We start from the raw sequence: 16,466 nt of genomic DNA on the forward strand, positions 1-16,466 counted from the left end.
GGACGGGCCGATGCCGCAGACCCGGGAGCACATCTTGCTGGCGCGCCAGGTGGGGGTGCCGTACATCGTGGTGTTCATGAACAAGGTGGACATGGTGGACGACCCCGAGTTACTGGACCTGGTGGAGATGGAGGTGCGGGACCTCCTCAACCAGTACGAGTTCCCTGGGGACGAGGTGCCGGTGATCCGGGGGAGCGCGTTGCTTGCCCTTGAGCAGATGCACAAGAACCCCCAGACGAAGCGAGGGGAGAACGAGTGGGTGGACCGGATTTGGGAGCTTTTGGACGCCATTGACGAGTACATTCCCACGCCGGTGCGGGACGTGGACAAGCCGTTCTTGATGCCGGTGGAGGACGTGTTCACCATTACGGGCCGTGGGACGGTGGCCACGGGGCGGATTGAGCGGGGCAAGGTGAAGGTTGGGGACGAGGTGGAGATCGTGGGCCTTGCTCCGGAGACGCGGAAGACGGTGGTGACGGGTGTGGAGATGCACCGGAAGACCCTGCAGGAGGGGATTGCTGGGGACAACGTGGGGGTGCTCTTGCGGGGTGTGAGCCGGGAGGAGGTGGAGCGGGGGCAGGTGTTGGCGAAGCCTGGGAGCATTACCCCGCACACGAAGTTTGAGGCCTCGGTGTACGTCTTGAAGAAGGAGGAGGGTGGGCGGCACACGGGGTTTTTCACGGGGTACCGGCCGCAGTTTTACTTCCGGACCACGGACGTGACGGGGGTGGTGGAGTTGCCCCAGGGGGTGGAGATGGTGATGCCCGGGGACAACGTGACCTTCACGGTGGAGCTCATCAAGCCGGTGGCCTTGGAGGAGGGGCTCCGCTTCGCCATCCGGGAAGGCGGCCGCACCGTGGGCGCCGGCGTGGTCACCAAGATCCTGGAGTAGCCCCTGGGGGGAGGGTTTCCTCCCCCCATCCCAAGGGAGGTAAGGCATGGCCAGCGAGGTCCGCATCAAGATCCTCTTGGAGTGCACGGAGTGCAAGCGCCGCAACTACGCCACCGAGAAGAACAAGCGCAACACCCCCTCCAAGCTGGAGCTCCGGAAGTACTGCCCCTGGTGCGACAAGCACACCGTGCACAAGGAAGTGAAGGTCTGATGCTAGGGCGCATCGTCCGCTACTTCCAGGAAGCCCGGGCGGAGCTTTCCCGGGTCACCTGGCCCACGCGCGAGCAGGTCATTGAGAGCACCCAGGCCATCCTGGCCTTCACCGCCGCCTTCATGGTGATCCTGGGCCTTTACGACCTGGTCTTCCGCTTCCTCATAGGGCTTTTGCGATGAGCATTGAATGGTACGCGGTCCACACCTACGTGGGGCAGGAGGAGAAGGCCAAGGCCAACCTGGAGAAGCGGGTCAAGGCCTTCGGCATGGGGGACAAGATCTTCCAGGTCCTCATCCCCACGGAGGAGGTGGTGGAGGTGCGCGAAGGGGGCAAGAAAGAGGTGGTCAAGCGGAAGCTTTTCCCCGGCTACCTCTTCGTGCAGATGGACCTTGGGGACGAGGAGGAGCCCAACGAGGCCTGGGAGGTGGTGCGGGGCACCCCCGGGATCACCGGCTTCGTGGGGGCGGGCAACCGCCCGGTGCCCCTATCCCCCGACGAGGTGCGCCACATCCTCGAGGTCTCCGGGCTTCTGGGCAGGAAGGAAGCCCCCAAGGCTCAGGTGGCCTTCCGGGAAGGGGACCAGGTGCGCGTGGTCTCCGGCCCCTTCGCCGACTTCACCGGCACCGTGACCGAGATCAACCCCGAGAAGGGCAAGGTCAAGGTCATGGTCACCATCTTCGGGCGCGAGACCCCTGTGGAGCTGGACTTCTCCCAGGTGGTCAAGGCCTAAGGGCGTTCGCACCCCCAACTTGGGGGGAGCCTAGGAGGGAAAAATGAAAAAAGTCGTTGCGGTGGTCAAACTTCAGCTGCCCGCGGGCAAGGCCACGCCCGCGCCCCCGGTGGGCCCGGCCTTGGGCCAGCACGGGGCCAACATCATGGAGTTCGTCAAGGCCTTCAACGCGGCCACGGCCAACATGGGGGACGCCATCGTCCCCGTGGAGATCACCATCTACGCCGACCGCTCCTTCACCTTCATCACCAAGACCCCGCCCGCGAGCTACCTCATCCGCAAGGCGGCGGGGATAGAGAAGGGGGCCCACAAGCCCGGCCGGGAAAAGGTGGGCCGCATCACCTGGGAGCAGGTGCTGGAGATCGCCAAGCAGAAGCTTCCCGACATGAACACCACCGACCTCGAGGCCGCCGCCCGGATGATCGCGGGCTCGGCCCGCTCCATGGGCGTGGAAGTGGTGGGCGCGCCGGAGGTGAAGGATGCCTAAGCACGGCAAGCGCTACCGGGCCCTTCTGGAGAAGGTGGACCCCAACAAGGTCTACACCATTGACGAGGCCGCCCGTCTCGTGAAGGAGCTCGCCACCGCCAAGTTTGACGAGACGGTGGAGGTCCACGCCAAGCTCGGCATTGACCCCCGCAAGTCCGACCAGAACGTCCGCGGCACCGTCTCCCTGCCCCACGGCCTCGGCAAGCAGGTGCGGGTTCTAGCCATCGCCAAGGGGGAGAAGATCAAGGAGGCCGAGGAGGCCGGGGCGGACTACGTGGGCGGCGAGGAGATCATCCAGAAGATCCTGGACGGCTGGATGGACTTTGACGCCGTGGTGGCCACCCCCGACGTGATGGGGGCGGTGGGCTCCAAGCTGGGCCGCATCCTGGGCCCCCGCGGCCTCCTCCCCAACCCCAAGGCGGGGACGGTGGGCTTCAACATCGGGGAGATCATCCGGGAGATCAAGGCGGGGCGGATTGAGTTCCGCAACGACAAGACCGGGGCCATCCACGCCCCCGTGGGCAAGGCGAGCTTTCCCGCCGAGAAGCTCGCGGACAACATCCGGGCCTTCATCAAGGCCCTGGAGGCCAGCAAGCCCGAGGCGGCCCGGGGCACCTTCCTCCGCTCGGTCTACGTGACCAGCACCATGGGGCCCAGCATCCGCGTCAACCCCCACTCCTAAGGGCCCCTCTCCCCCGGCCCGGGTCCTTGACGCCCGGGCCTTTCCCTTTTAGACTCCTCTATGGCACCCCGGGCGCCCTTGCGCCCAGGCCAAAGACAGCGGGGGGCTTTAGGCCTTAAACATCCCGCCGAGGCGCTTGAGGGGGAGCGTTTCGGAAATCCCAGAAAAACGGTCGGGGTTCCCCTGCCCCACAAGGGAGGAAGGCGTGCCAAACAAGCGCAACGTTGAGCTTCTCGCCGCCCTCAAGGAGAACCTTGAGCGGGCCCATGGCTCCTTCTTCCTGGTGAACTACCAGGGGCTCTCCGCCAAGGAAACCTACAGCCTGCGCCAGGCCCTAAAGGAAAAGGGCGCCCGGCTCTTCGTGGCCAAGAACACCCTGATCCGCATCGCCCTAAAGGAGCTTGGCCTGCCGGAGCTCCCCGGCCTTCAGGGCCCAAGCGCCCTCGTCTTCTACCAGGACCCGGTGGCCGCGGCCAAGGCCCTCAAGGAGTTCGCCCAGAAGAACCCCAAGGGCATTCCCGAGGCCAAAAGCGGGCTCCTTCAAGGCCAGGTGCTTGCCGCCAAGGACGTGGCGGCCCTGGCGGAGCTTCCCACCATGGATGAGCTGCGGGCGGAGCTCCTTGGGGTCCTGCAGGCCCCCATGGCGGAGCTTTTGGGGGTCCTGGGCGGGGTGGCCCGCGAGCTGGTAGGCATCTTGGAAGCGTACGCGGAGAAGAAGGCGGCTTAGGAGGTAGAGGATGGCACTGGACATTGAACGCATCAAGGAAGAGCTTTCCCAGGCGACGGTTTTGGAACTCAAGCAGCTCATTGACGCCCTCAAGGAGGCGTGGGGCGTGACCGCCGCGGCCCCCGTGGCCGTGGCCGCGGCCCCCGCGGCGGCGGCCGCGGCGGCTCCGGCGGAGGAGAAGACCGAGTTTGACGTGATCCTCAAGGAGGCCGGGGCCAAGAAGCTGGAGGTCATCAAGGAGCTTCGCGCCATCACCGGGCTCGGCCTCAAGGAGGCCAAGGACCTGGCGGAAAAGGGCGGCCCCATCAAGGAAGGGGTCTCCAAGGCCGAGGCCGAGGAGATCAAGAAGAAGCTCGAGGCCGTGGGCGCGGTGGTGGAGCTCAAGTAGGCCCTCCGCCCCACGGGGTGCCCCCCGGGCCTAAAGGGCCCGGGGTTTTCTACTGCCAGCGCTCCTCCGGGGGAAGCCCCCTTAAGCCCCTAAGGACCTCCCCCACCAGGTAAAGGCTTCCCGCCACCACCGCCCGCCTTTCCAGGGCCAGGGCCCGCTTCAGGGCCCTCAAGGGGTCTTCCTCCACCTGAGCGCCGGGGAAAAGGGGGAGGAGGGCCTTTGGGTCTTGGCTCCTTGGGGAGGCGTAGCGGGTGAGGACCACGGGCCCAAGGCCCCTAAAGGCCGCGGCCATGGCGGCGTGGTCCTTGTCCCGGGAAAAGGCCAGGACGAAGGCCGCGGGCAAGAGCCCGTGAAAGCGGAGGGCCTCCCTCAGGGCCCAGGCCCCCTCGGGGTTGTGGGCCCCGTCCAGGAAAACCTCCCCTTCCCCGGGCCAGGGAAGGCGCTGGAGCCGGCCCGGGTTTTCCGCCCGGAGAAGCCCTCCCCTCACCGCCTCCCAGGAGGCCCCCAGGAAGCGGCCCGCCAGGGCGGCCAAGGCCAGGTTCTCCGCCTGGTGGGGGCCGAGGAGCCGGGTCCTGAAGGGGTGGGCCTCCCCCGTCCTCAGGCGGAGAGTAAAGGCCAGCCCCCCCTCCTCCCCCTCCACCCCCTCCAGGTGGAAGTCCTCCCCCAGGACCCAAAGGGGCGTGCCCCGGGCCTGGGCCTCGGCCCTCAGCGCGGCGAGGCCCTCCCCCTTAGCGGCGGTGAGGGCGGGAAGGCCCTTGCGGAAGATGCCCGCCTTCTCCCGGGCCACGTCCTTCAGGGTGGGGCCCAGGACCTCGAGGTGGTCGTGGCCGATGTTGGTGACCACGGAAAGGACGGGCTCCGTGGCGTTGGTGGCGTCCAGGCGCCCGCCCAGGCCCACCTCCAGCACGGCGAACTCCACCCCTTCACGGGCGAAGTGGAGGAGGGCCATGGCCGTGGCCGCCTCAAAGAAGCTCGCTCCGTGCCCCTCGGCCAGGGGGCGGACCTCCTCGGCCACCTCCAGGAGCCTGGCCTGGGGGATGGGCTTACCCTGGACGGCGATGCGCTCGGCGAAGTCCACCAGGTGGGGGCTGGTGTAGAGCCCCACCCTGAGCCCGGCCTCCTCCAGGATGGCCGCCAGGGCCCGGGCGACGCTCCCCTTGCCGTTGGTGCCCCCCACCAGGGCCACGGGGTAGGCCTCCTGGGGGTCCCCCAGGTGGGAAAGCAGGGCCCGGATGCGCTCCAGGCCCGGGGTGAAGCGGCTTTGGCGGGCGTAAAGCCAGGCCAGGGGGTCCATCAGCCCTGGAGGGCCGTCTTGCAGGCGGGGCAGAGGCCCCGGTAGGTGACCTCCACCCCCCGCACCTCCACCCCGGGGTGGGCCTTCTGGGCCAGGGCCTTGAGGTCGGGGAGGTCCACCTCCAGGTCCACGATGGCCCCGCACCTCTCGCAGACCAGGTGCAGGTGGGGGTGGAGGTGGGCGTCGTAGCGGGTGGCCTCCCCCGCCCGGGTGATGGGCACCAGGTAGCCCTCCTCCACCAAGGCCTCGAGGGTGCGGTAGACCGTGGCCAGGCTCACCTTGGGGACCACCTTGCGCACCTCCTGGTAGATCCAGGCGGCGTCGGGGTGGTTTTTGGCCTGGCGCACCACCTCGAGGACAGCCCTGCGCTGGCGGGTCAAGCGCTTCAGCGCCATCGCCCCCACTATACCCCAAGGCGGGGGAAATCTCTACTTAGGCTATCGGATTTGCCCCAAAAGCTCCCGCCCCCCCTGCTCCAGGACGTCCTGGGCCAGCTCCAGGCCGAGCTCCTCCGCCTCGGAGGCGTCTCCCTCAATCTCCGCCCGGATGAAGCTCTTGCCGTCGGGGGAGAAAAGCCCCCCCTCCAGGAGAAAGGTCCCGTCCTCGGCCACCTGGGCCAAGGCGCCCACCGGGGCCAGGCACCCGGCCCCAAGCCCCCTCAGAAAGGCCCGCTCCGCCCGCACCCGGTCGTGGGAGGGGGGGTGGTGGAGGGCGTAGGCCAGTTCCTCCGCCAGATCGTCCCCCTGGCGCACCTCCAGGGCCAAGGCCCCTTGGCCCGGGGCGGGGAGCATGACCTCGGGCTCCAGGAACTGGTCAATGCGGTTCCTGAGGTCAAGCCGGATGAGCCCGGCCGCGGCCAGGACGATCCCGTCGTACTCCCCGTTGCCGAGGGCGGCGAGGCGGGTGTCCACGTTGCCCCGGAGGTCCTTCACCACGAGGTCCGGGCGGTGGGCGAGGAGCTGGGCCTTGCGGCGCAGGGAGCTCGTGCCCACCACGGCTCCCGGGGGGAGGTCCTCGAGGCGCTTGGCGGCCTTGCCCAAGAAGGCGTCCCGGGGGTCTTGGCGCCTAGGGATGGCGGCGAGCTTGAGGCCCTTGGGCTCCTCCGTGGGCAGGTCCTTGAGGGAGTGGACGGCGATGTCAATCTCCCGGGAGAGGAGGGCCTCCTGGAGCTCCTTGACGAAGATGGCCTGCTCCTTGGGGCTTGCCCCCTGGTCCCCCCGGGTCTTGATGGTCTTGACCTTGAACTCGGCCTCCGGCCAGCTCTCCTTGAGGCGCTCCACCACGAAGCGGGTCTGGGCCAGGGCCAAGGCGCTGCCCCGGGTTCCCACCACGATGACGCGCATACTTTCCCATACTACACGAAGGCCTTCACTCCAGGGCGAGCCCCAAGGGGTCCTCCAGAAGCCCCGCTAGGTGGCGGCAGAAGCGGGCGGCCTCGGCCCCGTCAATGAGGCGGTGGTCGTAGGTGAGGCCGAAGGGCATCACGAGCCGGGGCACGAAGGCCTCCTTCTCGGGGTCCCAAAGGGGCTTCATCTGGGAGCGGGAGACGCCCAGGATGGCCACCTCGGGCCAGTTGACGATGGGGGTGAAGCCGGTGCCGCCGATTCCCCCCAGATTGGAGAGGCTGAAGGTTCCCCCCTGCATCTCCTCGGGGGCGAGCTTCCGCTCCCGGGCCCTTTGGGAGACCTCCTGAAGCTCCTCCGCCAGGCGCAAGACCCCCTTCTTGTCCACGTCCCGGATCACGGGGACCAGGAGGCCGTGGGGCGTGTCCACCGCCACCCCGATGTGGATGTAGTCCTTGTAGATGACCTCCTGGGCCTCCACGTCCAGGGAGGCGTTGAACTTGGGGAAGGCCTTCAGGGTGAGGGCCAACGCCTTGAGGAGGAAGGCGGTGAGGGTGAGGCGGAAGCCCCGTTCCTCGGCCCTCTTGGCGTAGCGCTTCCTGAGGGCCTCCAGCTCGGTGATGTCCGCCTCGTCAAAGTGGGTGACCATGGGCACCTGGGCCCAGGCCTGGCTCATGGAGCGCACCGTGGCCTTGCGCACCCCGCTCATGGGCTCCCGGCGCACGGGGCCCCACTTGCCGAAGTCGGGAAGCCTGGGCGCGGGGGCCGCCTTGGCCGCCTCCCCAAGGCCCGCCGCCCGGCGCACGTCCTCCTCGGTGATGCGCCCGGCAAGCCCCGTGCCCTGGAGCCGGGTGAGGTCCACCCCGAGCTCCCGGGCGAGCCGCCTGATGGAGGGGGCTGCAGGGATGAGGCGGCGCTCGGAGGGCGCCTCCTGGGGGGCGGGGCGGGGCGCCTGGGGCACCTCCTCGGCCTTGGGAGCGGGCGCTTCCGGCCTTTCCTCCGCCTTAAGGGGAGGCGTTTCCGCCCCACCCTCGGCCTCGGCGAGCTCCAGGAAGGGCTGCCCGGGGCGCACCTCGTCCCCCACCTTGACCAGGACCCGCTTCACCACCCCGCCCGCCTCCGCGGGCACCTCCACCACCGCCTTGTCCGTCTCCAGCTCCAGAAGGGGCTGGCCCGGCTCCACCCGGTCCCCCTCCTTCACCAGGACGCCCACCACGGTGGCCTGCGTGACGTTGTCGCCCAGTTCCGGAAGCCTGAGTTCCATGCCTTCCCCCTACCGCCGGTGCGGCGGAACCTCTTCCAGCTTAAGCCCAAAGGCCTCCCTGGCCTTTTCCAGGACCCCCGCCTCCACCTGGCCCTCCTCGTGGAGGAGGGCCAAGGCGGCGTAGGCGATGTGCCGGGCGTCCACCTCAAAGAAGTCCCTCAGGGCCTCCCGGGTGTCGGAGCGGCCGAAGCCGTCCGTGCCCAGGGCGCAGAAGGGCCGGTCCAGGTACCCCCGGATGAGGTTGGGCAGGGCCTTCAGGTAGTCGGTGGCGGCCACCACGGGCCCCTCGTGGCCCTCGAGGGCCTCCACCACGTAGGGCCTGCGGGCCTTCCCCAAAAGCCTCCGCTCCCGCTCCGCCTCAACGGCGTCCATGTAGAGGGCCTTGTAGCTGGTGGCGCTCCAGACGTCCGCTACCACGCCGTACTGGACCAGGAGCTCCTGGGCCCTCAGGGCCTCGTTTAGGATGGGCCCGGTGCCGAAAAGCTGCACTTTTGGGCCCTTCCCCTCCCCTTCCCGGAAGAGGTAAAGCCCTTTTAGGATCCCCTCCTTGACCTTCTCCCTGGGCTCGGGCATGGGGGGGTGGACGTAGTTTTCGTTCTCAATGGTGATGTAGTAGAAGACGTCCTCCCCCCGGCCGTACATGCGGCGGAGGCCGTCTTCCAGGATCACGGCGAACTCGTAGGCGAAGGCGGGATCGTAGGCGAGGAGGTTGGGGGCGGCCAGGGCGTAGACGTGGCTCTGGCCGTCCTGGTGCTGGAGGCCCTCCCCCGCCAGGGTGGTGCGCCCCGCCGTGGCCCCGAGGAAGAAGCCCCGGGTGCGCTGGTCGGCGGCGGCCCAGACCAGGTCCCCGATCCGCTGCAGGCCGAACATGGAGTAGGTGATGAAGAAGGGGATGGTGGGGATGCCCCAGTGGGCGTAGGCCGTCCCGGCGGCGATGAACTCGGCCATGGCCCCGGCCTCGGTGATCCCCTCCTCCAGGATCTGCCCCTCCTTGCTCTCCTTATAGGCGGTGAGGGTGCCCGCGTCCACGGGGATGTAGAGCTGCCCCTTTGGGGAGTAGACGCCCACCTGGGCGATCAGAGCCTCCATGCCGAAGGTGCGGGCCTCGTCGGGGACGATGGGGACGATGTATTTGCCGATCTTGGGGTGGCGGAGGAGCTTGGCGAGGATGCGCACGAAGGCCATGGTGGTGGAGATCTCCCGCCCCCCCGAGCCCTCGTAGAACTCCCGGAAGAACTCCTCCTCCGGGACCTCGAGGCCCCCCCCAAAGCGCACCCGCCTTTCGGGCACGAAGCCGCCCAGGGCCTTCCGCCTTTCCAGGAGGTAGCGGACCTCGGGGGAGTCCGGCCCCGGGTGGTAGTAGGGGAGCTCGGAAAGCTTCTCCTCGGGGATGGGGATGCCGAGGAAGCGCCTCGCCTCCTTCAGGTCCTCCTCGGTGAGCTTCTTCACCTGGTGGGCCACGTTCTTGGCCATGACCGTGGGGCCCATCCCGTAGCCCTTGATGGTCCGGGCGAGGATGACCACGGGGCTTCCCTTGTGCTCCACCGCGGCCTTGTAGGCGGCGTAGATCTTCGCCATGTCGTGGCCGCCCCGGGAGCGGGTGAGCTCGGTGAGCTCCTCGTCCGTCATGCCCTCAATGAGCTTCTTGAGCTCGGGGGTGTTGAAGAAGCGCTCCCTCAGCTCCTTGCCCCCGAAGGCGGCGTAGCGCTGGCTCTCCCCGTCCACCAAAGCCTCAAAGCGGCGGAGGAGGTGGCCCTCCTTATCCTTGGCGAGGAGCCTGTCCCAGGCCGAGCCCCAGACCACCTTGATCACGTGCCAGCCCGCGCCCCGATAGAGCCTTTCCAGCTCCTGGATGACCTTGGAGTTGCCCCGCACGGGGCCGTCCAGGCGCTGGAGGTTGCAGTTCACCACGAAGATGAGGTTGTCCAGCTCCTCCCGGGCGGCAAGGTGAAGCGCCCCCACCGTCTCGGGCTCGTCGTGCTCCCCGTCCCCCAGGAAGGCCCAGACCTTGGCGGAGCTTTTGGGCTTTAGGCCCCGGTCCTCGAGGTAGCGCATGAACCGGGCCTGGTAGATGGCCTGGATGGGGCCAAGGCCCATGGAGACCGTGGGGAACTCCCAGAAGTCCGGCATGAGCCAAGGGTGGGGGTAGCTGGAAAGCCCCCGGCCCCCCGGCACGGGGGGGTGGACCTCGCGGCGGAAGTTCTCCAGGTCCTCCTCCTTAAGCCGCCCTTCCAGAAAGGCCCGGGCGTAGTTCCCGGGAGAGGCGTGGCCCTGGAAGAAGACGAGGTCCCGGTCCAGCCCCGCCTCCGGTCCCCGGAAGAAGTGGTTGAAGCCCACCTCGTAAAGCTCGGCGATGGAGGCGTAGGTGGCGATGTGCCCCCCGATGCCGTCCGCCTTCTTGTTGGCCCGGGTGACCATCATGGCCGCGTTCCAGCGGAGGATGTTGGCGATGCGGCGCTCCAGCTCCAGGTCCCCGGGGTAAGGGGGCTCTTTTTCCTTGGGAAGGGTGTTCAGGTAAGGGGTGTTCAGGCGGTTTTGGGGAAAGAAGCCCTGGAGGTAGAGGTACTGGTCCAAAAGCCTGAGAAGCTCCTCCACCCGCTCAAAGCCTTCCACCCGGAGCACGTACTCCAAGGACTCCAGCCACTCCTGGTTCTCCACCTGCCAGAAGCGTTCCCGCTCCTGTGGCGAGAGGGCCCTAAAGGCTTCCACCAGCGCTTTTTCCGTCATGCCTCCCCCTTACGGAAAGCTACACTACACCGACCTACCCCTAAGTGTGGCGCAAAGGGGCGGGGCTGTCCAATAGAACCCGCCGGGGCCTTGTGATAAGCTTTTCTTATCATGAACCTGCGCCGCCTGCGCCTCTTCCTCCTCCTCGCCGAGGAAAAGAACTTCCACCGGGCGGCGGAGCGGGCCTACCTCTCCCAGCCCGCCCTCTCCCAGCAGATCCGGGCCCTGGAAGAGGAGCTCGGGGTGAAGCTTCTGGAAAGGAAGCCCTTCCGCCTGACCCCGGCGGGGGAGGCCCTGAAGGAGGAGGGAAAGAGGCTTCTTGAGGAGGTGGAGGCCCTCAAGGAGCGGGTGCGCCGCGCAGGGTGGCGCGAGCTCCGCTTCGGCGTGCCGGAGAACCTCCTCCCCGACCTCATGCCCCTCCTGGACCACCTGCGCCGGGGCCTGGGGCAGGCGGTGGAGGTCCTGGAGATGCACACCCCCGAGCAGGTGCGGGCCCTCAAGGAGGGGCGGCTGGACTACGGGCTTGCGGGGCTCAAGGTGGCAGACCCCAGGATCGGGGAGGAACCCCTCTTCAAGGTGCCCATCGTGGCCCTCCTGCCCGAGGGGCACCCGTTGGCCAAGGAAGAGCGGGTGGCCCTTTGGGACCTAAGGGAAGAGCCCTTTCTCCTCATCCCCCGGGAAACCCTCCCGCCCCTCCACGAGGCCTTCATGGAGGTGTTCCGCAAGGCGGGCTTCGCCCCCAAGGTGGTGCGGGAGGTGGCCCGCTTTCCCCAGGCGGTGAGCCTGGTGGCCGCGGGGGTGGGGGTCTACCTCACCCTGGCCCCCTACCGGGTCTTCCCCCACCCCGGCACCGTGCTCCGGCCCCTGAAGGAGGAGGCCGCCCTGCAGGTTTCCCTCATCTACCGCAAGGACCCCGCACCCCCCCGCCTTGCGGAGGTGCGGGCCCTCCTGGCCACCCTGGCCCTCTGATGCCACCCCATGCTGGCTTGCGCCGGCATGGGGCCCCAAGAACAACCCCGGCCAGGGCATTCCCTGCCGCGAACCCCAAGCGTGGACGCCTAGGCCTGGAGCCCCGGGGCCTCCCCCTCCCCCCAGGCCAGCTCCACCAGGCCGATGAGGTCCTCCACGGGCACCCCGTAGTCCCGGGAAAGGCGGGTGATCTCGTGGCCCAGGCGGCGGAGGTGGGCGAGCTGGGCGGGCCCCGCCTCCTGGGCCAGGCCCAGAAGCCAGGAGAGGAGGGTCTCCGCCTCCTCGTCGGTGAGGCCTTCGGTCAGGGCCTCGTCTTCCAAGAGCAGGTGGGCGGGGTCTTCCCTCATCGCCTCTTTAGTATCTCCTCCCGGCGCACCATGCCAAGCCTCCGGGCCAGGGCCTCGAGGTGGGCGGGGTCCTGGGCCGCGGAAAGCAGGGCCTTAAGCTCCGCCACCCGCGCCTCGGCCTGGCGAAGCTCCGCCCTTAGCCTCGCCTCCCTCTGGGCCAGCTGGTGGGCCCGCACCCCCTCCTGGGCCAGGAGGAAGAGGGCGTGCGCCAGGCCCAGGGCGAAGGCCACGTGGAGGAAGCGGTAGATGGGGCGCTCCAAGGTGGGGCCATTATACCCCAGGCCCCGCCTGGAAAGATCGGGGATTTTTCTTAAGATGGAGGGAAAGGGGAAGGGGCGAGGCGTCACGGAAAAGCCTCCGGACGATAAAACATTTATGTTAGCCCACAGCGAACCTCCCAGGTGTTGCATTTGCACATCCCCTGTGTATACTGGAACTGAAAGGAAGGAGGAGCCATGCCAAGGACCAAGGAAAAGGAAACCTACCGGGCGCGGCTAAAGGCGGTGGGCCTGCGGCACACCCTGCCGCGGGAGCGGATCCTGAGCTTCCTGGACCGCAAAAACGTGCACCCCACCCCGGAGGAGCTCTACCAGGGCCTGAAGAAGCGGGGCTACGACATCGGCCTTTCCACCATCTACCTGAACCTGCACGTCCTCAGGGACCACGGGCTGATCTACGAGTTCAGGGACCCCAAGGGAGCCACCCGCTACGACGGCTACACCGAGCCCCACGTGCACCTGGTCTGCACCTCCTGCGGCAAGGTGGAGGACCTCCTCCTTAAGAACCTCCCCGAGCTGGACGTGAACCCCGCCATGCAGGCGGCCGCGGAGCGCACGGGCTGGGCCCTGGAGGGCTTCCGCCTGGAGTTCCGGGGGAAGTGCCCGAACTGCCAGGGGTAGCCGCCTAGGCCTGGGGCCCGGGGGTTCCCCGGGCCCTCGCCCTTTGCCCCCAAGCTGGCCCTAAAGGGCCTCCGCCGCCTTCAGGAGGGTGCGCACCCCGAAGCCCGTCCCCCCCTCGGGGCCCAGGGCGTGGGTCTTCTTGGCGAAGGCGGGCCCGGCGATGTCCAGGTGGACGAGGGGCACCCTCACGAACTCCGCCAAGAAGAGGGCGGCGGTGATGGCCCCGCCGTTTCTGTCCCCCACGTTCTTGAGGTCGGCCACGGGGCTTTTCAGCTTCTCCCGGTAGGCCTTCTCCAAGGGCATGGGCCAGACCTTCTCCCCCGCCCCTTCCGCCGCCTCCCGCACCTTCTCCCCCCAGGAGGGCTCGGTGGCGAAGAGGGCCGCCACCTCCTCCCCCAGGGCCACCACGGCGGCTCCCGTGAGGGTGGAAAGCTCCAGGATGCGCTCCGCCCCCTCCCTTTCGGCGTAGGCCAGGGCGTCCGCCAGGGTGAGGCGGCCCTCGGCGTCGGTGTTCATCACCTCCACGGTCTTGCCGGAGAGGGTCTTGAGCACGTCCCCCACCCGGTAGGCCCGCCCGGAGACCAGGTTCTCGCAGGCGGCGATGTAGCCCCTTAGCTCCACGGGAAGGCCCAAAAGGGCCGCGGCCTTGAAGGCCCCAAGCACCGCCGCCGCCCCCGCCATGTCCCCCTTCATGGTGGCCATGCCCTCCGTGGGCTTTAGGGAGTAGCCGCCGGAGTCAAAGGTGAGGCCCTTCCCCACCAGGTCCAGCCGGGCCTTAGGGCTTGGCGGGGCGTAGCGGAGGCGGACGAACCGGGGCGGGTTCTCCGAGCCCTGGGCCACGGCGAGGAAGGCCCCCATGCCGAGCTCGGCGATGGCCTTCTCGTCCAGGACCTCCACCTCCACCCCGAGGGCCCTAAGCTCCAGGGCTCGCTCCGCCAGGACCTCGGGGGTGAGGACGTTGGGGGGCTCGTTCACCAGGTCCCGGGCCAGGTAGACCCCTTCCGCCACCTTCCTCGCCCGGTCCAAAAGAGCCTCGGGGACCCCGGGAAGGTGGAGGGTGAGGGCCTTTTCCTCCCTCTTGGTCTTGTGCCGGTCAAAGCGGTAGGCCCCGAGGAGAAGCCCCTCGGCCAGGGCGTAGGCGTCCTCCAGAGGCTCCACCAGGGCCTCGAGGAAGGCGAGCCTCTGGAGGGCCTGGGCGAGCCTCCCTCCGCTTTCCCGGTCGTCCTCGCCCCGCCCAAAGAGGAGGACGGGGCCTTCCTCCGTGTAGAGGAGGAGGCTCTCCCCCGCCTTAAGCCCCGCCTCCTTCAGGGCCTGCCGTAGCCGCCCCCCAAGGCGGGCGTCCAGGGCCTCCCCCTGGGGGAGGAGGGCCCCTTCCTTGGCCCAGACCACCTTGAGGGGGGCCCGGCCCTCGGCCAGGCCGGTCTTGGCGCTTTTGAGGGTGATCATGGGCTACGTTTTACCACGGGGGCGTGGCAGAATGGGAGGGATGCGGTGGCTTCTCCTGGCGAAGCAGACCGCCCTCGGGGGGGCGGCGGCCCTCGAGGGGGTGATGATGAAGGCCCCTTGGGCCTGGGCCCTGGCGGTGCGCCTGCCGGACGGGAAGATCCACGTGGAACGCCACGAGGAGAGGGCCCTCACCGAGCGCTACCCCTGGGCGAGGCTTCCCCTCCTCCGGGGGGTGGTGGCCCTCTTTGACGCCCTTTCCGTGAGCTACCGGGCCCTGGCGCGAAGCGCCGAGCTCGCCGGGGGCGAGGAGGTTTCCCGGGGGGCGCTTTGGGGGACGGTGGCGGTGAGCCTCCTCGTGGGCATCGCCCTGTTCATCGTCTTCCCGGGCTTCCTCGCCGGGCTTTTCGTGGACGCCGCCCGCCACCCCGTGCTCCACAACCTCCTCGCGGGCCTCCTCAAGGTGGGGATCTTGGTGGGCTACCTCCGCTTCATCCGGCGCATGCCGGAGATCCGGCGCTTCTTCATGTACCACGGGGCGGAGCACAAGGCCATCCACGCCTACGAGAAGGGGCTTCCCCTCACCGTGGAGAACGTCCTGGCCCAGCCCCGCTTCCACCCCCGGTGCGGCACCACCTTCCTCGCCTTCGTCGTCGTGGTCTCGGTCCTGGTCTACAGCCTCATCCCCGCCCCCGGGGTCCTCTGGTGGCGGCTCCTTGCGAGGGTCCTCTTCCTTCCCCTGGTGGCGGCCTTGGCCTATGAGCTCCTCTACTTCTCCGCCCGGCACCAAGACCCCGTCTCCCGCCTCTTCCGGGAGCTCGGCTTCCGCTTCCAGGCCCTCACCGTGGCCGAGCCCACCCCGGAGATGGTGGAGGTGGCCATCCGGAGCACCGAGGCGGCCCTAGGGGAGAGGGTGGTGGCATGAAGCGGGTTTTGGTGGCCATGTCCGGGGGGGTGGACTCCTCCGTGGCCGCCCTCCTCCTCAAGGAGGCGGGCTACGAGGTGGTGGGGGCCATGATGCGCTTCTGGCCCGACCTCCCGCCCCCAAGCCTAGAAGGGGGAAGGCTCCGGGCCTGGGAGAGCTGCTGCACCCCCGACGCCGCCTACGAGGCGAGGCGGGTGGCGGACCTTCTGGGCATCCCCTTCTACCTCCTGGACTACCGGGAGGCCTTTGAGGAGGAGATCGTCTCCCCCTTTCTCCAGGACTACGCCCAGGGGCGCACCCCAAACCCCTGCGCCCGGTGCAACACCTTCGTCAAGTTCGGGGCCCTCCTCAAGCAGGCCCGGAGGCTCGGCCTGGACTACGTGGCCACGGGCCACTACGTGCGGAAGGAGGGCCTTGCCCTCCTGAGGGGCCGTGACCCCAACAAGGACCAGACCTACTTCCTCTGGGGCACCCCCAAGGAGGCCCTTCCCCACCTCCTCTTCCCCGTGGGGAGGCTCACCAAGCCCGAGGTGCGGGCCCTGGCCGAGAAGGCGGGCCTCCCCACGGCGAGGAGGCCCGAAAGCCAGAACCTCTGCTTCGTGGCCGGCGACCTCAAGGGCTTCCTCAAGGAGCGCCTGAAGCCCAGGCCCGGCCCCCTGGTGGACGCCCTCACGGGGGAGGTGGTGGGGGAGCACGAGGGGGCGAGCCTCTACACCCTGGGCCAGCGGAAGGGCCTAGGGCTCTACAAGACCCACCTGGAACGGTACGTGGTGGGCGTGGACCCGGGGAGGAACGTGGTCTACGTGGGCCCCAAGGAGGCCTGCTACTTTGAGGGCCTGGAAGGGGAAGGCCTCAACCTCCTCGCCGAGCTTCCCGAGGAGGTGGAGGTCCAGGTGCGCTACCGCACGCCCCCCGTGCGGGCCAAGGTGGAGTCCTTGAACCCCTTGCGCCTCCGCTTTGCCCACCCCGTCTTCGCCGTGACCCCGGGGCAGAGCGCCGTCTTCTACCAGGGGGAGAGGCTTCTTGGGGGCGCGGTGATCCGCAGGGGGCTTTACAACCTGGTGGGCCTCGAGGCGCCCCAAGCCCTGACTTTCTCCTGACAAAACCCGGCCAGAGTGTAAGTGGGAGGTTGAGC

20 protein-coding genes are annotated in these 16,466 nt (G+C 68.6%); 12 read left to right on the forward strand and 8 right to left on the reverse strand.

What is annotated here, in order from left to right:
• The 8 genes from BLP62_RS08615 to rplL form a co-directional block, all read left to right on the forward strand.
• A partial coding sequence (locus tag BLP62_RS08615) for an elongation factor Tu (protein WP_093004972.1) occupies positions 1-892 on the forward strand: 892 nt, incomplete at its 5' end.
• Positions 893-938: 46 nt separating this feature from the next.
• Positions 939-1,103 (forward strand): 50S ribosomal protein L33, encoded by a 165-nt coding sequence (rpmG, locus tag BLP62_RS08620; RefSeq protein WP_093007764.1) that lies wholly within the window; start codon positions 939-941, stop codon positions 1,101-1,103.
• Entirely contained in the window at positions 1,103-1,285 is a 183-nt protein-coding gene (secE, locus tag BLP62_RS08625) for a preprotein translocase subunit SecE (protein WP_093007766.1), read from the forward strand. Before rpmG ends, secE begins: the two co-directional genes overlap by 1 nt.
• Complete coding sequence (nusG, locus tag BLP62_RS08630; protein WP_093007768.1) at positions 1,282-1,836, forward strand: transcription termination/antitermination protein NusG; 555 nt, start codon at positions 1,282-1,284, stop codon at positions 1,834-1,836. Before secE ends, nusG begins: the two co-directional genes overlap by 4 nt.
• A 43-nt stretch (positions 1,837-1,879) precedes the next feature.
• Positions 1,880-2,323 carry a 50S ribosomal protein L11 gene (gene rplK, locus BLP62_RS08635; protein WP_093007770.1) on the forward strand — a complete coding sequence of 148 codons (444 nt, stop codon included), beginning with the start codon at positions 1,880-1,882 and terminating at the stop codon, positions 2,321-2,323.
• A complete protein-coding gene (gene rplA / locus BLP62_RS08640; protein ID WP_093007772.1) occupies positions 2,316-3,005 on the forward strand; it encodes a 50S ribosomal protein L1 in 690 nt (229 codons plus the stop codon). The genes rplK and rplA overlap by 8 nt, the downstream gene beginning before the upstream one ends.
• A gap of 205 nt (positions 3,006-3,210) precedes the next feature.
• On the forward strand, positions 3,211-3,732 hold the full coding sequence (gene rplJ, locus BLP62_RS08645) for a 50S ribosomal protein L10 (RefSeq protein ID WP_093007774.1): 522 nt from the start codon (positions 3,211-3,213) through the stop codon (positions 3,730-3,732).
• A 10-nt stretch (positions 3,733-3,742) separates the two neighbouring features.
• Complete coding sequence (gene rplL, locus BLP62_RS08650) at positions 3,743-4,120, forward strand: 50S ribosomal protein L7/L12 (protein WP_093007776.1); 378 nt, start codon at positions 3,743-3,745, stop codon at positions 4,118-4,120.
• 49 nt (positions 4,121-4,169) lie between these two features.
• Here the strand turns inward: rplL and BLP62_RS08655 are convergent, their stop codons facing one another.
• From BLP62_RS08655 to aceE, 5 genes are read right to left on the reverse strand one after another with little or no spacing between them, the layout of a single operon-like run.
• Positions 4,170-5,414, reverse strand: a complete 1,245-nt coding sequence (locus BLP62_RS08655; protein ID WP_093007778.1) for a bifunctional folylpolyglutamate synthase/dihydrofolate synthase — start codon at positions 5,412-5,414, stop codon at positions 4,170-4,172.
• Entirely contained in the window at positions 5,414-5,809 is a 396-nt protein-coding gene (gene perR / locus BLP62_RS08660; RefSeq protein ID WP_093007780.1) for a manganese-dependent transcriptional regulator PerR, read from the reverse strand. The genes BLP62_RS08655 and perR overlap by 1 nt, the downstream gene beginning before the upstream one ends.
• A gap of 42 nt (positions 5,810-5,851) precedes the next feature.
• Positions 5,852-6,757 carry a hydroxymethylbilane synthase gene (gene hemC / locus BLP62_RS08665; RefSeq protein WP_093007782.1) on the reverse strand — a complete coding sequence of 302 codons (906 nt, stop codon included), beginning with the start codon at positions 6,755-6,757 and terminating at the stop codon, positions 5,852-5,854.
• Positions 6,758-6,782: 25 nt separating this feature from the next.
• Complete coding sequence (locus BLP62_RS08670; protein ID WP_093007784.1) at positions 6,783-8,021, reverse strand: 2-oxo acid dehydrogenase subunit E2; 1,239 nt, start codon at positions 8,019-8,021, stop codon at positions 6,783-6,785.
• A 9-nt stretch (positions 8,022-8,030) separates the two neighbouring features.
• Positions 8,031-10,748, reverse strand: coding sequence for a pyruvate dehydrogenase (acetyl-transferring), homodimeric type (gene aceE, locus BLP62_RS08675; RefSeq protein ID WP_093007786.1), 2,718 nt, complete (start codon positions 10,746-10,748; stop codon positions 8,031-8,033).
• A 111-nt stretch (positions 10,749-10,859) separates the two neighbouring features.
• On the opposite strand from aceE, the gene BLP62_RS08680 reads away from it, so the two are divergent.
• Positions 10,860-11,717, forward strand: a complete 858-nt coding sequence (locus BLP62_RS08680; RefSeq protein WP_093007788.1) for a LysR family transcriptional regulator — start codon at positions 10,860-10,862, stop codon at positions 11,715-11,717.
• Between the two features lie 89 nt (positions 11,718-11,806).
• On the opposite strand, the gene BLP62_RS08685 is transcribed toward BLP62_RS08680, so the two are convergent.
• Both BLP62_RS08685 and BLP62_RS08690 read right to left on the reverse strand, forming a co-directional pair.
• Positions 11,807-12,064 carry a hypothetical protein gene (locus BLP62_RS08685; protein ID WP_093007790.1) on the reverse strand — a complete coding sequence of 86 codons (258 nt, stop codon included), beginning with the start codon at positions 12,062-12,064 and terminating at the stop codon, positions 11,807-11,809.
• Complete coding sequence (locus tag BLP62_RS08690; protein WP_093007840.1) at positions 12,061-12,324, reverse strand: septum formation initiator family protein; 264 nt, start codon at positions 12,322-12,324, stop codon at positions 12,061-12,063. The genes BLP62_RS08685 and BLP62_RS08690 overlap by 4 nt, the downstream gene beginning before the upstream one ends.
• A gap of 195 nt (positions 12,325-12,519) precedes the next feature.
• On the opposite strand from BLP62_RS08690, the gene BLP62_RS08695 reads away from it, so the two are divergent.
• Positions 12,520-12,963, forward strand: coding sequence for a Fur family transcriptional regulator (locus tag BLP62_RS08695; RefSeq protein WP_093007792.1), 444 nt, complete (start codon positions 12,520-12,522; stop codon positions 12,961-12,963).
• A 60-nt stretch (positions 12,964-13,023) separates the two neighbouring features.
• On the opposite strand, the gene BLP62_RS08700 is transcribed toward BLP62_RS08695, so the two are convergent.
• Positions 13,024-14,409 (reverse strand): leucyl aminopeptidase, encoded by a 1,386-nt coding sequence (locus BLP62_RS08700; protein ID WP_093007794.1) that lies wholly within the window; start codon positions 14,407-14,409, stop codon positions 13,024-13,026.
• A gap of 40 nt (positions 14,410-14,449) precedes the next feature.
• Here BLP62_RS08700 and BLP62_RS08705 point away from each other — a divergent pair, with 40 nt between their 5' ends.
• Together BLP62_RS08705 and mnmA are read left to right on the forward strand one after the other, a co-directional pair.
• Positions 14,450-15,331: a DUF1385 domain-containing protein gene (locus tag BLP62_RS08705; RefSeq protein ID WP_176758177.1), complete on the forward strand. Its 882-nt coding sequence runs from the start codon at positions 14,450-14,452 to the stop codon at positions 15,329-15,331.
• Entirely contained in the window at positions 15,328-16,431 is a 1,104-nt protein-coding gene (gene mnmA, locus BLP62_RS08710) for a tRNA 2-thiouridine(34) synthase MnmA (protein WP_093007798.1), read from the forward strand. Before BLP62_RS08705 ends, mnmA begins: the two co-directional genes overlap by 4 nt.
• Positions 16,432-16,466: the final 35 nt, after the last annotated feature.

Source organism: Thermus arciformis (assembly GCF_900102145.1).
Classification (GTDB): Bacteria; Deinococcota; Deinococci; order Deinococcales; family Thermaceae; genus Thermus; species Thermus arciformis.

Excerpts from the sequence above, each read along its gene's own strand:
- rpmG (WP_093007764.1), top strand. The coding sequence starts at position 939 with ATGGCCAGCGAGGTCCGCATCAAGATCCTCTTGGAGTGCACGGAGTGC.
- secE (WP_093007766.1), top strand. The coding sequence starts at position 1,103 with ATGCTAGGGCGCATCGTCCGCTACTTCCAGGAAGCCCGGGCGGAGCTT.
- nusG (WP_093007768.1), top strand. The coding sequence starts at position 1,282 with ATGAGCATTGAATGGTACGCGGTCCACACCTACGTGGGGCAGGAGGAG.
- rplK (WP_093007770.1), top strand. The coding sequence starts at position 1,880 with ATGAAAAAAGTCGTTGCGGTGGTCAAACTTCAGCTGCCCGCGGGCAAG.
- rplA (WP_093007772.1), top strand. The coding sequence starts at position 2,316 with ATGCCTAAGCACGGCAAGCGCTACCGGGCCCTTCTGGAGAAGGTGGAC.
- rplL (WP_093007776.1), top strand. The coding sequence starts at position 3,743 with ATGGCACTGGACATTGAACGCATCAAGGAAGAGCTTTCCCAGGCGACG.
- BLP62_RS08655 (WP_093007778.1), bottom strand. The coding sequence starts at position 5,414 with ATGGACCCCCTGGCCTGGCTTTACGCCCGCCAAAGCCGCTTCACCCCG.
- perR (WP_093007780.1), bottom strand. The coding sequence starts at position 5,809 with ATGGCGCTGAAGCGCTTGACCCGCCAGCGCAGGGCTGTCCTCGAGGTG.
- hemC (WP_093007782.1), bottom strand. The coding sequence starts at position 6,757 with ATGCGCGTCATCGTGGTGGGAACCCGGGGCAGCGCCTTGGCCCTGGCC.
- BLP62_RS08670 (WP_093007784.1), bottom strand. The coding sequence starts at position 8,021 with ATGGAACTCAGGCTTCCGGAACTGGGCGACAACGTCACGCAGGCCACC.
- aceE (WP_093007786.1), bottom strand. The coding sequence starts at position 10,748 with ATGACGGAAAAAGCGCTGGTGGAAGCCTTTAGGGCCCTCTCGCCACAG.
- BLP62_RS08680 (WP_093007788.1), top strand. The coding sequence starts at position 10,860 with ATGAACCTGCGCCGCCTGCGCCTCTTCCTCCTCCTCGCCGAGGAAAAG.
- BLP62_RS08685 (WP_093007790.1), bottom strand. The coding sequence starts at position 12,064 with ATGAGGGAAGACCCCGCCCACCTGCTCTTGGAAGACGAGGCCCTGACC.
- BLP62_RS08695 (WP_093007792.1), top strand. The coding sequence starts at position 12,520 with ATGCCAAGGACCAAGGAAAAGGAAACCTACCGGGCGCGGCTAAAGGCG.
- BLP62_RS08700 (WP_093007794.1), bottom strand. The coding sequence starts at position 14,409 with ATGATCACCCTCAAAAGCGCCAAGACCGGCCTGGCCGAGGGCCGGGCC.
- BLP62_RS08705 (WP_176758177.1), top strand. The coding sequence starts at position 14,450 with ATGCGGTGGCTTCTCCTGGCGAAGCAGACCGCCCTCGGGGGGGCGGCG.
- mnmA (WP_093007798.1), top strand. The coding sequence starts at position 15,328 with ATGAAGCGGGTTTTGGTGGCCATGTCCGGGGGGGTGGACTCCTCCGTG.